The organism is Pseudaeromonas sp. HNCC25DJ180 (assembly GCF_055413345.1).
Genome location: NZ_JBVAYF010000005.1, coordinates 88,265 through 102,793 on the forward strand (window position 1 = coordinate 88,265; position 14,529 = coordinate 102,793).

Annotated in this window: 13 protein-coding genes; 4 read left to right on the forward strand and 9 right to left on the reverse strand. The window is 54.0% G+C overall.

Annotation, left to right across the window (positions count from 1 at the left end; translation table 11 throughout):
• Positions 1–29: 29 nt before the first annotated feature.
• On the reverse strand, positions 30–2,795 hold the full coding sequence (locus ACZYTD_RS05965) for a putative bifunctional diguanylate cyclase/phosphodiesterase (RefSeq protein ID WP_463890258.1): 2,766 nt from the start codon (positions 2,793–2,795) through the stop codon (positions 30–32).
• A 299-nt stretch (positions 2,796–3,094) separates the two neighbouring features.
• On the opposite strand from ACZYTD_RS05965, the gene hpf reads away from it, so the two are divergent.
• The gene (gene hpf / locus ACZYTD_RS05970; RefSeq protein ID WP_463890260.1) at positions 3,095–3,439 is read left to right on the forward strand and encodes a ribosome hibernation-promoting factor, HPF/YfiA family; all 345 of its coding nucleotides are present in this window, start codon (positions 3,095–3,097) and stop codon (positions 3,437–3,439) included.
• Between the two features lie 321 nt (positions 3,440–3,760).
• Entirely contained in the window at positions 3,761–4,954 is a 1,194-nt protein-coding gene (pheA, locus tag ACZYTD_RS05975) for a prephenate dehydratase (RefSeq protein WP_463890262.1), read from the forward strand.
• Positions 4,955–5,017: 63 nt separating this feature from the next.
• Here the strand turns inward: pheA and tyrA are convergent, their stop codons facing one another.
• From tyrA to ACZYTD_RS05990, 3 genes are all read right to left on the reverse strand, one after another.
• Positions 5,018–6,151, reverse strand: coding sequence for a bifunctional chorismate mutase/prephenate dehydrogenase (gene tyrA, locus ACZYTD_RS05980; RefSeq protein ID WP_463890264.1), 1,134 nt, complete (start codon positions 6,149–6,151; stop codon positions 5,018–5,020).
• Between the two features lie 55 nt (positions 6,152–6,206).
• On the reverse strand, positions 6,207–7,280 hold the full coding sequence (locus ACZYTD_RS05985; protein ID WP_463890266.1) for a 3-deoxy-7-phosphoheptulonate synthase: 1,074 nt from the start codon (positions 7,278–7,280) through the stop codon (positions 6,207–6,209).
• Between the two features lie 192 nt (positions 7,281–7,472).
• Positions 7,473–8,234, reverse strand: a complete 762-nt coding sequence (locus ACZYTD_RS05990) for an MlaA family lipoprotein (RefSeq protein ID WP_463890268.1) — start codon at positions 8,232–8,234, stop codon at positions 7,473–7,475.
• 132 nt (positions 8,235–8,366) lie between these two features.
• Between ACZYTD_RS05990 and fliK the strand changes: the two genes are divergently transcribed.
• Positions 8,367–10,634 (forward strand): flagellar hook-length control protein FliK, encoded by a 2,268-nt coding sequence (gene fliK, locus ACZYTD_RS05995; protein WP_463890270.1) that lies wholly within the window; start codon positions 8,367–8,369, stop codon positions 10,632–10,634.
• A gap of 11 nt (positions 10,635–10,645) precedes the next feature.
• On the forward strand, positions 10,646–10,957 hold the full coding sequence (locus ACZYTD_RS06000) for an EscU/YscU/HrcU family type III secretion system export apparatus switch protein (protein ID WP_463890272.1): 312 nt from the start codon (positions 10,646–10,648) through the stop codon (positions 10,955–10,957).
• 77 nt (positions 10,958–11,034) lie between these two features.
• Here the strand turns inward: ACZYTD_RS06000 and ACZYTD_RS06005 are convergent, their stop codons facing one another.
• From ACZYTD_RS06005 to ACZYTD_RS06025, 5 genes are all read right to left on the reverse strand, one after another.
• Positions 11,035–11,454 (reverse strand): DUF2802 domain-containing protein, encoded by a 420-nt coding sequence (locus ACZYTD_RS06005; protein WP_463890275.1) that lies wholly within the window; start codon positions 11,452–11,454, stop codon positions 11,035–11,037.
• Positions 11,454–11,942: a chemotaxis protein CheW gene (locus ACZYTD_RS06010; protein ID WP_463890277.1), complete on the reverse strand. Its 489-nt coding sequence runs from the start codon at positions 11,940–11,942 to the stop codon at positions 11,454–11,456. The genes ACZYTD_RS06005 and ACZYTD_RS06010 overlap by 1 nt, the downstream gene beginning before the upstream one ends.
• A 65-nt stretch (positions 11,943–12,007) precedes the next feature.
• Positions 12,008–12,712 (reverse strand): chemotaxis protein CheW, encoded by a 705-nt coding sequence (locus ACZYTD_RS06015; RefSeq protein ID WP_463890279.1) that lies wholly within the window; start codon positions 12,710–12,712, stop codon positions 12,008–12,010.
• On the reverse strand, positions 12,709–13,500 hold the full coding sequence (locus ACZYTD_RS06020) for a ParA family protein (RefSeq protein ID WP_463890281.1): 792 nt from the start codon (positions 13,498–13,500) through the stop codon (positions 12,709–12,711). The genes ACZYTD_RS06015 and ACZYTD_RS06020 overlap by 4 nt, the downstream gene beginning before the upstream one ends.
• Positions 13,497–14,528 (reverse strand): OmpA family protein, encoded by a 1,032-nt coding sequence (locus tag ACZYTD_RS06025; RefSeq protein WP_463890283.1) that lies wholly within the window; start codon positions 14,526–14,528, stop codon positions 13,497–13,499. The genes ACZYTD_RS06020 and ACZYTD_RS06025 overlap by 4 nt, the downstream gene beginning before the upstream one ends.
• Position 14,529: the final 1 nt, after the last annotated feature.

The window sequence follows — 14,529 nt, forward strand, 5'->3', positions numbered from 1 at the left end:
TAGATACGGAAGAGCAGTATAACACTGTTTTATTCGTTATCGCCGGGTTGCGACGCGCCTGCCTGGGGTTTCTGATTGCGCAAATAGCGAGCTAAATTATCTGGCGGGAGCGGTTTGCTGGCCAGATAACCCTGATAGAAGGGGCAGCCCTGTTTCTTTAAAAACTCCAGCTGCTGGCGTGTCTCCACCCCTTCAGCCGTCACATTAAAGTTCAGGTGGGAAGCCATGGCCATGATGGCCTCGACTATGGCCATGTTGCTGGTGTCGTGCGGAATATCCTGGATAAAGGAGCGATCTATCTTCAGCTCATCGACTGGCAAGCGTTTCAAATACCCCAGAGAGGAGTAACCGGTGCCAAAATCATCGATGGAAAAGGAGATCCCCAGTTGCTTGAGCTCGGTCATCTTGTGGATAGTATCTTCGGTATTGCCTAACACCACAGATTCAGTGATCTCCAGATTGAGCAGCGATGGCTCCATCCCAGTGGAGGCCAAAACCTCGTACACTTGATCGACAAAGTTTGGATGATGGAACTGCTTGGCGCTGACGTTGACCGAGAGTTGTGGCAATTGCAGCCCCTCCTCTTCCCAACGTACACACTGATGGCAAGCCTCCATCATCACCCACTGACCAATATCAATAATGAGATCGGTCTCTTCGGCTATGGGGATAAACTCAGCTGGCGAGATCAGGCTACGTCCGGGGGGTTGCCAACGCAGCAGGGCCTCTACTCCGATCAAACGACCACCATCCACCATATGTTGCGGTTGAAAATGCAGAAGCAATTCATTGTTTTTCAGGGCATTTCGTAACTGATTATGAATATGCAGCCGTCTATCCGCCTGCCGCTGCATGGTGGAATCAAACAGCCGCATCACCCGACGTCCGGCCGCCTTGGCCTGATACATGGCCGTATCCGCCTGTTTTAACAAATCCGCCGGCGTCTGCTCACGGGTGGGAAACAGACTGATCCCCACACTGGCGCCAATGTGCAGGGTTTGCCCTTCAAACTCATAGGGCAAGGAGATGGCCGCGATGAGCTGTTCAGCCAGTAACGAGGCCTGGATCTCGGCCTGTGGGGGGTTACTGGACAGTGACGGCAGCAGGATCACAAATTCATCCCCCCCCAGCCGCGCGAGTAAATCGGCGCCACTGAGCTGCAGGGCCAGCCGACCGGACACCTGCTGTAACAAGGCATCCCCGGTAGCGTGTCCCAAGGAGTCATTGATGGTCTTGAAATGATCCAGATCGATGAACAATAAGGCGCCGACCATGTCCCGCTGACGGGCAAGAGTGAAGCTACGCTCCACCTGCTCCATCAAGTAACGACGGTTGGGGAGTCCGGTCAGATCATCATAATAGGCAAGGCTCTGGATCTGCTTAGCTGCGGCTTTGCGCTCGGACATATCTTCAAAGCAGATGACATAATGACTGATCGCCCCTTGCTCATCGCGCACCGGCGACCAGGTTTCCCATTGAGGATAGCTGGAGCCATCAACGCGCTGCCGCTCCACTTCCCCCTGCCAGCGGCCATCCTCATCGAATTCCAATAAGCCAAGATGGTGCCAAGGCCAGAACTCAACGCCTAGCCGTTTTCCCGCCACCCGCTGCAAGTCGTAGCCTGTAATGTGAGAAAATGCATGGTTAACGCGCAAGATCAGTAGATCCGGATCTGTGATGATGATGCCTTCGTTGGTCTCAAACGCTACGGCTGATAGCCGTAACTCCGCCTCGGCTCGCTGCCGTTCCAATTCGGCGGAGGCCCGATGGGCAATCAGTTGTTGCAAGGCAATCAGGGTGTTGTTATCCGGCAAGAGACCGCTAAAGGTCAACGCCAGGTGACCAATCATCTGCTGTTTACTGTCATACAGGGCCAAAGCCCAATAGTAATCGGCCTGAGCAAGAGCCGGAGGCAAGGTGACCTCTTGCGTGGCAAAAAAGGGCACGGTGCAATGCTGATAGAGGATGCCGCAAGCGGAGTCACTGAGCAGATAACGAGAAAACTCTTCCGCAATACCGGCACTCGCTACCACACGAGCCGTTGATGCCAAAGGCGAACGTTCGACCTCCGCCAACCACACCTGCTGGGCCTGCAATACCCGATGCAACTGGCTCACCAGTTCATCAAAGAAAGCGCGACCGGTCTTGCTGGAGAGGGCATAGGCGATGCGATCCAATTGGTGTTGGCGCTGCAGCAAGGCGTGCTCGCTCTGGCTTTGGGACAAGGAGTCCAAACCACGCCCGGCCAACATGCTCAATTGATTCAAAACCTGAGCCAAACTATCCCAATCGGAGATGCTCAGGGCACGGTGACAACAGAGCACTCCCTGCCACTGACTGCCACAGCGGACGCTCGCCAAGAGCAAGCAACCACTACTCACCTCGGACGAGAGCAGACTATCCCAAAGCGCAGTATGAGTATGACGCGATATGGCACACCCGCCCTCCGCCAACAGCCTAGTCAAGGCTCCGGTCACCTCAGGCTCCAACACCCGCCCCAAGCGTCCATGACCATCCAGCACATGGGAACAGATCAACTCATCGCTATTCATCCCGCCTAGCCAAATGCTGACCTGATTGGCATCAAGCATTTTTTGACTCAGCAGACAGAGTTGGCGGTAAAAAAAGACCAACTCTCCGGCAACGTCCGGCGGAGAGTGCGTCAAGTGAGGATGAGGAAATGCCCCTTGGGTAACAGGCGGCTCGGCAGTGGTGCCATGAGGCAAGGCTTCCATGTATGACGGCAAAGAAAAAACCGGTGCCTCATCGGCGACCAATTTAAAAAAATCTGTCAATTCATACCCGGAATGCAAGCTCACAAAAAACCTTAAATTCAACTGGTTGGGGTGTTTATCCCACAAACTACAACACTCGCTCAAAGAGCACCCAACAGCATGACAACATGCACTTATCCAAAAAAGTCTGCCTGCGGGAAGTGACAGTGACAAGCATTATTTATTGGTAAATGACAAAGGATCACAGAAGCAGTTCTTACTAAACTTAAAGCATGGAGAAGTGATGACAATCACGTTTACATCAGGGATGAAATGGTTAATCTGAAATCGAAGAATGAAGAAGAACCAAGGGGGTTCACATGATTATCGATATCGCCAGCAAAGCCGTTGACATCACCCCGACCATCCGCGAACGGATTGAGTCTCGCTTTGCCAAATTGGGACGGATGCAAGTCCCTCTTATCACCCCCCAAGTCATCATTTGCAAAGAGGGACTCGCGTTCACAATCGAAGCCAAGATCGGCATACCCAATGGTCAACTGTTTGCGCAGGCTGAACATGAAGATCTCTATGCCGCCGTCACCCTGCTGGGTCAGAAGCTGGAACGCCAACTTCACCGCCACAGCACCAAGCCCGTAGCCCATCGCAGTGGGCGTTCAGGGAAAGAGCAGTGCCGTGCCGGGGAGTTAACCCCCGCACTCTAAGCAGAGGAGCATTTTTCCAAAGGGCGCTACTGGCGCCCTTTTCATTACTTCTCGAACATGAAATGCTCGAGTCTGGATGGCGCCCAAGAGCGGGGTAAACTTGCATCTTGTCGTAATTTCACGTATTGCTATAAACAATTCCGTTGATGGTTGGTAATTCATGTCCCTGCATTCGCTGTGTTCTTTTAGCTTCCATTTTACCCCGCCCACACAGGGTGAGGCTTATGTGCAGCAGTGAATCTGACCTTCAGCGCAAAGCCTCCCCTGATGGGAGGTTTTTTTTTGCCACAAACTGGTTCCATTTTATGAAGGGAGAACATAATGGCGACACTGGAGACAATCCGGCAGGAGATCACCAGCCTGGATGGCGAACTCTTGACTCTGCTGGCTCGGCGCAAGGCATTGAGCATTGAAGTCGCACGTAGCAAGCAGACCGATCTGCGCCCCATCCGCGATCAGGCTCGCGAGCAGGAGTTGCTGGAACGCCTGATCCAACAGGGTAAACCGCTGGGACTCTCCGCCCACTATATCAACCAGCTCTACCACCTGATCATCGAAGATTCGGTGCTGAGCCAGCAGGCTTATATTCAGGGGCAACTCAACGCCGAGCAGCAAGGCGATCTGATCAGCATCGCATTTCTTGGACCTCGCGGCTCCTACTCCAGTCTGGCGGCACGCAAGTATCTGAGTCACCAGACGGCACAAGTAGTAGAAGCCAGTTGCAGCAACTTCCAGCAGGTCATCGAGACAGTGGAGTCGGGCAAGGTGCAATATGGGGTGCTACCCATCGAAAACACCAGTTCAGGCAGCATCAATGAGGTCTATGACCTGATGCAACACACCAGCCTTGCGATTGTCGGAGAGTTGACCCTGCCCATCGAACACTGCCTCCTGGCCGCAGTAGAGACTCGGGTGGAAGAGATCCAGACTATCTATGCCCATCCCCAACCCCTGCAGCAGTGCTCGCAATACTTGGCCAAGCTCCAAGGTGTGCGTCACGAGTACTGCGACTCCTCCTCTGCCGCCATGGGGCAGGTCAAAAACCTGGCATCCCCCCACGCTGCAGCATTGGGTAGCGCGGCCGGCGGTGAACTGTTTGGCTTGCACCCCATCGCCGCGGGCCTTGCCAACCAGACCGATAACATCACCCGTTTCATCATTGTCGCGCGCAAAGCCATTGATGTGGCACCACAGATCCCGGCCAAGACCACCCTCATCATGTCCACAGCCCAAAAAGCGGGCTCCCTGGTAGAGGCCCTGCTGGTACTGCGCAACCATAACATTAACATGACCAAACTGGAGTCACGACCAATCCAGGGCAATCCTTGGGAAGAGATGTTTTACATGGATGTGGCAGGCAATGTGAGTGAACCCGCCATGCAGGCGGTGCTCAAGGAGTTGTATCAGCTGACCCGCTCCCTCAAGGTGCTGGGTTGCTACCCCAGTGAGGATGTCCTCCCTACCGAGCTCCCGGACTATCTGGTTTCAGGCAACCATGTCACGCCCGAGGCGTGAGAGCTGAAACGTAACGCAGAAAAAAAGCGCCGATTGGCGCTTTTTTTTTGCATGCATGATCACTCACAGCGTTTCGTGATGACGGTTGTCATTCGCCTGAGCCAGCAGCAGCTTGCTCTCCCGCAAAAATTGCCCCGCATAATCACCAAAGTAATCGGCGACACGATGGAACGCCTCGATGAAGCCAGCCCGATTGCCTGATTCCAGCATGGCGAGGGCCTCCCCCAAGCGCTGATGATAACGACGTATCATCTGTACGTTACGGGGCGCAGAGAGGATAATATCCGCATAGAGAGCGGGGTCCTGGGCAAACAGTCGCCCGACCATGGCCAACTCCAGGCGATAGATAGGCGAACTCAGGGCCAACAGACGCTTTAAATCTGCCTTTTCTTCACTCAGGTGCAACCCATAGGCAAAACTGGAAAAGTGACGCAGCGCCTGAATGAGACTCATGGCCTCATCATGCTCCTCTGCTGTCACACTATGCAGCCGCACTCCCCAGATCCGCATCTGATCCACCAACCACTGCCAAGCCGCCTCATCACGCCCGGCGCAACAGACGACGACCTGCTTAGCCAGACTGGCAACATCGGGCCCGAACATAGGGTGCAATCCCAGCACGGGGCCGGCATGAACGGCCATCATATGATGCAAGGGGGCGCTCTTCACGCTGGTCAAATCCACCAACACGCAATCGGCGGGTAACTGGCCCAATCTATCGATCACCTCACAGGTCGAGTCGATAGGCACAGCCACCACCACCATGCCCGCCTGAGAGAGCATAGCATCGGCATGAGACCAATCGTCACGTTCCAGAATTTGTACCTGATAACCGGAGAGCTCAAACATATGGGCAAACAGGCTACCCAGTTGACCTCGCCCGCCGATGACCACAATGGGGCGCAAGGCCGGGTTCACACACTTGAAGCCTGAATCTTTCTCACTGCTATACGATTCGCGCATGACGCGACGCAGTACATCTTCGATCAGATCGGCAGGCACGCCCTTGGCCGTAGCCTCAGCCCGCCGCTTGGCCAGCATGGCTGCCTCGCGGTCGGGGGCGTAGATGGGTAGACCGTGGCGACTCTTGACCTCGCCCACCCCAGCTACCAGCTCCAGACGACGGGCCAGCAGTGTCACCAGTTGCTGGTCAACTTCATCGATCTGATCCCTCAGGGCATTTAATTCTTCATTCATTGTCCGTCATCCAAAAAAAAGCTCCGGTAAACCGGAGCCTTATTATCCGATCCGATCATGCTTTGAGTCGAGCCTTGAGCGGCGCGGCCAACTCCCGGTAACACTTAGCCAACAGCGTCGCGGTGGTATCCCAATCAATACAGGCATCGGTGATGGACACACCATACTGCATCTGACTCTTGGGCTGCTCGCTGGACTGATTACCCGCCCCCAGGTTGGACTCCAACATGATACCAAGGATAGAGCCGTTGCCATCCTGGATTTGATGCACCACATTTTCTGCCACCAGCGGCTGCAGATTGTGATCCTTGCTGGAGTTACCATGGCTACAATCCACTACCAGACGCGGCTGCAAGCCTGACTTATTCAGTGCCGCCTCGGCCAGTGCCACGTTGACGGAATCATAGTTAGGGTGCTTGCCGCCACGCAATATCACATGGCCATCCGGGTTACCCTGGGTCTGCAGCAGCGCCACCTGTCCCTGTTGATTAATGCCCATGAAGGCATGAGGCGCCGAGGCGGACTTCAGCGCATTGATGGCCGTATCCAGGTTGCCATCGGTCCCATTCTTGAAGCCTACCGGCATGGAGAGCCCGGACGCCATTTCTCGGTGGGTTTGTGACTCTGTGGTTCGTGCGCCAATCGCGGACCAAGAGAAGAGATCGGCCAGGTATTGGGGGCTGATAGGATCCAGCGCTTCGGTCGCCAGGGGCAGACGCAACTCGGCCAACCAGGCTAACAGTTCACGCGCCTTCTCCAGACCCAGCTCAATGTCAAAGGTGCCATCCAGATTGGGATCATTGATGAAACCTTTCCAGCCGACCGTGGTCCGCGGCTTCTCAAAATAGACTCTCATGACGATATAGAGGCTATCGGCATACTCATCATGCAGTTTTTTCAGACGCAGAGCATACTCTTTGGCAGCCTCGACATCGTGGATGGAGCAAGGGCCACAGATCACCAGCAAGCGCGGATCCTGACGCTGCACTATATTGGCAATCTGCTGGCGCGCGTCGGCGATGAAAACCAGAGCCTCGGCTGAAACTGGAACCTTCTGTTTCAACTCGATGGGAGTGATGAGCACTCGCTCTGACTGAATATGAACATTATTGAGGGTATCTTTCTGCATGATGTAAACCAACCTCGTAAACAAAACTTTACAGCAATGACGCCATCAAGTTTTAATTGCTGCATTGACATATGGATAATTTGGCACTAAGTGACCACACCATACCAAGCCAGTCAGGATTTGCAAGCGCTGTTTCGTGGCGTAAAAAGCGCTAAGCCCCGACATGCGGGGCTTAGCCAACAAAAAATAGTGTTATTGATCAATCTCATCCATATAGTGTTCGAGCTCGGCATCGCCAGGCTGAGGAGATGGCTTGCCTGGGGTTCGCCCCTCCTGCACCTTACCCTCTTCATACTGCAGATAAAAATCTTTACTCGAAAGATAGGGATCCAGCGAGTTATCCAACACCGCCTCCTGATCAACCACCCTGGAGCGACTATCCAACCCATTAATCACCCAATGGGTGGCGCGCATGGCAAACGACATTCTGCCGTAGGGGAAATAGAGGCCATCGACAGTATCGCCAATCATATTACGCAGCGTGGTTGGCCCATAGACGGGAACCATGAAATAGGGGCCCTGCTCCACCGTGCCCTTGCCCAGTACCGTGCTCATGGTCATGGGACGCGCGGAGATCCCCATACCATCCGCCACATCGACTATACCGAACAGGCCCAGTGTCGAATTAAGAGCAAAACGCAAGACGCTACGCCCAGAGTCAGCCAGCCGCCCAACCAACAGGTTATTGACGGTATTATTCGGCTCATCGAAATTATCGACAAAATTGCCAACCCCATCGCGTACGGGAACAGGAACCCACTGGACATAGCTATGGACCACTGGCCGTAAGGCATAGCGATCCAGATATTCATAGTTGAGCATCCAGCCTGCGCGGTTGATCGGTTCGAAAGGGTCTGATGAACCATCCGCAGCGATTTCGGCTTGATGATTAACACCCTGGGTTGTCTGTGCTGCAACACCCTGCTGAGTGCCGAGCAGCAGGAACAAAAACAACGCAACCCCAGACTTTATATAGGCTCTATTCATATGTGGGATATTCAATTCCATAGCGATAGTCGTTTGACTATCAACATATAACTTAGCTGACAAACAGCCGCCGCATTTAGCAAACCGAATCGCACTTTGATGCGAGACAAGAGTGGGTGGTATCACGCCACTTCACGCTACTATCTGCAATACTTGCTGCAAAGCTTGGCTTATCACTCTAGCGACAAGCTTCATGATAGCATGGTCTTAGCCAGACTAAATGCCAAGGGGGTTCAGGTGGCGAACATCAAGCAAGTAGAACAAAGTACACCACTCTCTCTCCCCCAGGAAAATGACACGACCCCACCCGAGTCTGCAGCAAGCTCACCTCTGCGCACCCTGGACCCAGTTCTGCTACGCCAGTTTGTTCAATTATTGAGCCAGCAACAAGGGCAACTCCCACCCGAGCAAGCCCAGAAGCTGCAACCCTTGCTGCGGCAACTGACCCCACTACTGGATCCATCCAACCCTGAGCCAGCAGAGCCGGCCATCACTAATGCCGCCTCGACAACCACAGCCGTACCCGCAGCCCCCCTGCAGCAATTGTTACAACGAATATTGCCCCTGCTGCCAGGGAGTGATCCTCTGCTGCGACAAACACTCTCCTATGGTGAGCGAGGCAGCATTCCCTTGGCTCAGCTACAGCAACAGCCGCAGCTCCTGCAGGAGCTCTTGACCCGGCTCCCCCCAATGTTACAAGAAAACGCAGGAGCAGGCCGGGCGTTGAACCAATGGTTACTCCAGCTGGTAACGCTGCGGACACCAACCTTGACCCCACAGAGCAGTGGCAATCAGTCACTCAAGAGTCAACTTCTGCAGTCGCAGATAGCCTTACCCAGCGAGGCATTGCTGAACGATAAGCGCGGGCAAGCACAACTCCAGTCACTGACTAAGGAAACTTTACAACTACTGGCACGGGCTAGCCTTCCCATCACCAATACTCCCGAGCCCGCGCGCGACAATCGAACCACCTCAGACTCAGCAATGCCAGGCGATAAACGCAGCAACGTCGCCATAACCAGCCCCCCTCTGCCTGAGGTGTCCGAAGAGGGTAAGGCGACAGGCCAAACGACAACTGGCCATGAGTTAAAAGAAAAACTCGGTGCCACTCTGGCGCGGATCACCCCCAGTTGGCTAAGCAGCAAGTTGACTGCTCCCCCCCCAACCACAACAGCAACAGCAACAGCAAGTACAAGCACAACTCAGGCGGTGCAGAGTCCCAGCCCCACAACCGGCGTCACTATGCCCTCTGGCCGCACAGACATGGCCTTGGCTACAGAGGGAGCCGAAGACATTCAGCATGCTGAAGAGTCAGTGCCCTCACGGCAACAGGCTGAGCAGCCCAAACTCACCAGCGTTGGCGGCGCGACTATCCAAACGGGCAAGCTCCCCCAGACACAGCCGCTCCACTCGCTTACAATCGAACCAGTGGGTCATTTCGATGCAACCGCCCAACCAACAGGCAGCGTGATAGCTAAGCTTGCCAGCGCAGCAGAGCCCAACGGCAGGTTGAGCCCGGCTCAAACCGCTGAACTTAACCAACAGCAAACCGTAACCATTACCAACCAGCCTATAGGTGAGCGCCCCCAGATGGTCGTAGCACAGCCGCTGGGCGAATTTATCCACCAGTTAAATCAGCAAGTTTCTCACGCTGCGAGCCCTTCGCCTCTGCGCCCGCTGTTACTGCAACTGTCAACTTTACTGCAGCAACCCCTAACCTCGGAGGGAGCTGTGCGGGAGTGGATCCAGTTTCTACGCTCGCCAATGAGCGAGACCACATCCATGGGCCGCGCGATGCGCCAGTGGGGGGTCACCCTGCTAGCTATCCGCTTCGGGGTGCAAGGCAAGCTAAATGAAGCTCAACAGCAACACCTCTCCCAGCAACTGGGCCAGTCGCTACAGGATCTGTTAGGGCCAGAGACACAGCAGGCTTTGGGCAAGATGACAGGCCACTTTCTTGGTCAAGTAGATCGGTTGCAGCAGCAAGCAGAGCCACAGCAGCCACTGCCAAATTACATTCCCCTCCCCCCCCTGCACCCGAACGGGCGCGAAGGCTCACTCGGTTGGCAACGCAGTCCAGGCAAACACAATGCCTATCAGTGGAGTATCAATTTCTATCTGGAGCCCGCAGGTCTAGGCCCTGTGCAAGTGCGGGCCTGCCTGGATATTCCTGATCTGCAGTTGCAGGTGACAGCAGAGAAGTTGACCACAGTGGATCGCATCAAGCAGACACTGCCTCAACTCGAAAGCCGCTTCAGAGAGTTGGGGTTAACCCCTACCGCCATGGGTTGTCGGCAGGGGAAAATTTCCCCGCCACCACAGGCGGCCACAGCCAATGGCAGCGATGGTCTTTCCATCCATATTTAGGAGAAAATAAGGTGAGTGAACAAGAGGTGAGTCGTGCCGTTGCCCTGAGCTATGATGGCACCCGGGCGCCCCATATCAGCAGCAAGGGGGAAGGTTCATTTGCCGAACAGATCCTGGCGATGGCGGAAAAAGAGGGCTTATATATTCATCAGGACCCGGCACTCGTGGCGCGGCTAGCCTCCTTGAATGAGGGCGAGTCTATTCCCCCGGCCCTCTATGTGGTCATAGCCGAAATCCTCTCCTACTCCTACCTGCTGCAGGGCAAATACCCAGAGCACTGGCGCCGCCCGGATGGGAGTCAGGCGGTTGACACCGAAATCTGATGCAGGTGAACAGGCGTTGGAAAACGAAAAAAGAAGGCGTTGCCTTCTTTTTTCGTTTCTTCTTGGGTCTCACGCTGTTATGGCCGTTGTTTGGCACTTCGCAGTGAGATCAATAGTTCAGCTTCAGCTTTGGGTATCTCACACTCGGCCATAACCTCTGCCAAACCGGCCCCCAACTCCACCATCTTGGCTGCGCGACTATAGAGCCGACCATCAGGATCCTGTTGTACCAGTTCCTGCTGACGCTCGGCAACGGTTAGGATCCCCTTTTCCAGCTCACCTATACGCTGCCCCACCCCCAAGGAACTGGTATGCAGTTCATTGAGTTGCTTACGAGCACTATCACGGGCCTTCAGCAACTCTTTGAGCAACAATTCCATCGCCTGCATCTTACGCTGTTGTCTGCCAGCCAAGAGCCAAACCCACACCAGAACGAGCACACCAAGAAGGAGTGCCGCGCCAGATAACAACAAAGAGAGCAGTGTGTAATTCATCATCAGAGCAGATTCAGCTCATCCCACTCTTCATCGTTTAGCAACTTATTGAGATCCACCAAGATAAGCAACTCACCACCACGATTGCTGACACCCTGAATAAACTTGGCACTCTCTTCGGTTCCGACGCTAGGGGCGGCATCAATCTCAGATGAACGCAGATAGACAACCTCAGCCACGCTATCCACCATAATACCAATCACCTGCTTTTCCGCCTCAATGATCACGATTCTGGAGTTATCACTGACCTCAGCAGGGGGCAGACCAAACCGCGAACGGGTATCGATCACGGTCACCACATTGCCACGCAAGTTGATGATACCCAGCACATAGTCAGGCGCGCCGGGCACGGATGCAATCTCGGTATAGCGCAAGACCTCTTGCACCTGCATTACATTGATACCATAGGTTTCCTTGTCCAATTGGAAGGTTACCCACTGGAGCACTTCATCTTCAGCAATGTTCTGCGCCACGTTACGTTTATGACTCATGTTGGTTTCCTTAATTTCTGGCGTCCTGACACTAAAACTAGCAATAAACTGACACAAGGGCGATGTTAGCAACCATCAATATTTACACCGCGTTCCAGTAGTGTGAGCAACTCCTGAACATGGAGCAAGGCACACATCTTTTCCTTCACCATACCAGCCAGCCAAGGCCTATGCCCGGCGCTACTACGCCACTGGATCCGGTCACGCAATAACAACTCGGTGCCAACCAACTGATGACACGCTAGCCCCCAGGGAGAATCCCCCAACATAACCAGATACTGATAAGGCTCTGATGACGCCTTGCTCGGCATGATCCAACGTGTGGTATCCACCACATTCAGCTGGCTCTCACGCTGAGTCATCACACCGGCAAACCAGTCTGGCTTACCAAACAGAGTGTTAATTTTGGCCAACTGATGGATCCCCCCCAACTCAGTCAACGGCACCGCAAACGTCACCCCCGAAACGACAAAGAAGAGTGCCTGGAATTCACGGTCGGTGACAATGTTCTGCCACTGGGGGGGGGCGGGGGGCTCAGGAACCTTGACCACACCTCGAGAGAGACTTTGCGTCTGCAGGCTGGCAGGTTTCGTGGCAATCGCGACGTCCGATTTCACATTGGCCAGTAACTCAGCCAGCTTCCCTTGCTGCTCAACCGGCTCGGCAAACACAGATGGCGCACTCTGGCATTCAACCTGCTCTTTGCCTGGCTCTGAGAGCAGAGCCGAGAAATAACTGTCCATGGCCTTGAATTGTGAAGACTGACTCATGTCGTGGCTCCTTCGGCTTCACTATCCAATGCAACTAAGGTCTTTAATAACTCAAGGTAAGCATAGCTTCCCCGACTCTCGGGCGCGAAGATAGAAGGAGGAATATGTAAATGACTCGCGTCCCTAAATTTAGTATCTATAGGAATTACCGAGTCCCAAACCCGGGTACCATACAGCGCCTTGATTTCGGCCAACGTCTGCAAGGAGGCTCGTGTACGCTTATCAAACATGGTCGGTATTATGATGTAGTTAAACGATTGCTTGCTGGTGCCCTGAATCATTTCAAAGGTCTTCACCATCCGCTCTAACCCTTTTAGCGCTAAAAACTCGGTCTGTACCGGCACCAAGACTCGGGAACTCGCCGCCAAGGCATTGACCATCATAGCCCCAAGGACGGGAGGACAATCAATCAAGACCACATCATATTGCTCACGGACACTGGCAAGAGCACTACGCAATATCAAACCCATCCCATCTCGCCCACCCAGGGTGCGGTCCAGAGTAGCCAGAGCAATAGAAGCCGGGATCAGACTGATGTTGGCAAATTGCGTATGCAAGGTGACTCGCTCAACCTGCAGTCGAGTCGGTGCAACGGTTTCAAACAGATCAAACAAGGTCCCCTCAAGGAGATCCGAATCATAGTTGAGATAGCTGGTAAGCGAGGCATGGGGATCCGTATCAATCAATAGAACCCGTTTGCCTTGCGCAGCCAGATGACCCGCCAAGGTGACAACCGTGGTTGTTTTCCCCACCCCACCTTTTTGATTTGCAATCGTCCATACAATCACGGATTGGTTCCTGTCTTCTTCAACTTGAAACGGCCATCTGGCAACTGGATAACACCATAGTCATCCAGATTTGGCATTTCCTTTTGTGAGCCATCAGGCTGTGTGCCGCTGGGTGCATCGGCAAAAATGGGTAACTCTTTGGGCACATAGGAGTAACGCGAAACGGCAATGACTACCTTACGATTCTGCTCCCGGCCTCGGGTGGTCGAATTGGATGCAAAGGGAGAAAATTCACCATAGGCTTCAATCGCCAGTTGCTGCGGGGGAATGCCATTAACGGTCAAGCTGCTCAATACGGCTAGCGCTCGGTAAGCAGAAAGCTGCCAATTAGAGGAGTAGAGCTCATTGCTCATCTGCACATTATCGGTATAGCCTCGAACCCGCACGTAATTGCGGAGCGGAGCCAGCGTCTTGGCTATCTGTTGCAAAATGGGTTTGGCTCGATTCATCATGGTGGCACTGCCGCTGGGAAAAATCAGGCCTGAGTTCAACTCTATGGTTAACCAGTTCTCATCTTCGTTGATATTGATAAGACCCGAGCTGATCAACTCCTCGAGTGAGCTCTTGAACTCTTTTCGTATTGCATCAAACGGAGCGCCAGCATTGTTGTTAGTAGCATTATCGATAGGAAGCTGATCCTTGCTCTCCAGCGCGGATTTCTGACTAGGCATAGGCTGGTTAGTTGGCGGTTGTCCGGTATCGAGCAAACCACCCCCACCCTGGGTTGGAGCCTGGACAATCGCCATCTGCTGACTGGGTGACGCAGCGCGCACATCCGAGCTGTCATTCCCCTCCTGCACCCCATAGTTGCCACTGAGTACTGTGGAGCCGGGACGCGCCGTGACGAACCCCATCTCGGTAAAACTCTGGATCAACCCCTGCACCAGAGCTTTGACCTCAGTCTGCTTGGACATGGCGAAGCCATAGAGCACAACAAACAGCGCAAACAACAGCGTCATGAAATCAGCATAAGAGAGCAGCCAACGTTCATGGTTCTCTGGGGGTTCGGCCTTCTTTTTTTTTGCCATG

Excerpts from the sequence above, each read along its gene's own strand:
- hpf (WP_463890260.1), top strand. The coding sequence starts at position 3,095 with ATGATTATCGATATCGCCAGCAAAGCCGTTGACATCACCCCGACCATC.
- fliK (WP_463890270.1), top strand. The coding sequence starts at position 8,367 with ATGCGAGACAAGAGTGGGTGGTATCACGCCACTTCACGCTACTATCTG.
- tyrA (WP_463890264.1), bottom strand. The coding sequence starts at position 6,151 with ATGAATGAAGAATTAAATGCCCTGAGGGATCAGATCGATGAAGTTGAC.
- ACZYTD_RS06025 (WP_463890283.1), bottom strand. The coding sequence starts at position 14,528 with ATGGCAAAAAAAAAGAAGGCCGAACCCCCAGAGAACCATGAACGTTGG.
- ACZYTD_RS05985 (WP_463890266.1), bottom strand. The coding sequence starts at position 7,280 with ATGCAGAAAGATACCCTCAATAATGTTCATATTCAGTCAGAGCGAGTG.
- ACZYTD_RS06010 (WP_463890277.1), bottom strand. The coding sequence starts at position 11,942 with ATGAGTCATAAACGTAACGTGGCGCAGAACATTGCTGAAGATGAAGTG.
- ACZYTD_RS06005 (WP_463890275.1), bottom strand. The coding sequence starts at position 11,454 with ATGATGAATTACACACTGCTCTCTTTGTTGTTATCTGGCGCGGCACTC.
- ACZYTD_RS06015 (WP_463890279.1), bottom strand. The coding sequence starts at position 12,712 with ATGAGTCAGTCTTCACAATTCAAGGCCATGGACAGTTATTTCTCGGCT.
- pheA (WP_463890262.1), top strand. The coding sequence starts at position 3,761 with ATGGCGACACTGGAGACAATCCGGCAGGAGATCACCAGCCTGGATGGC.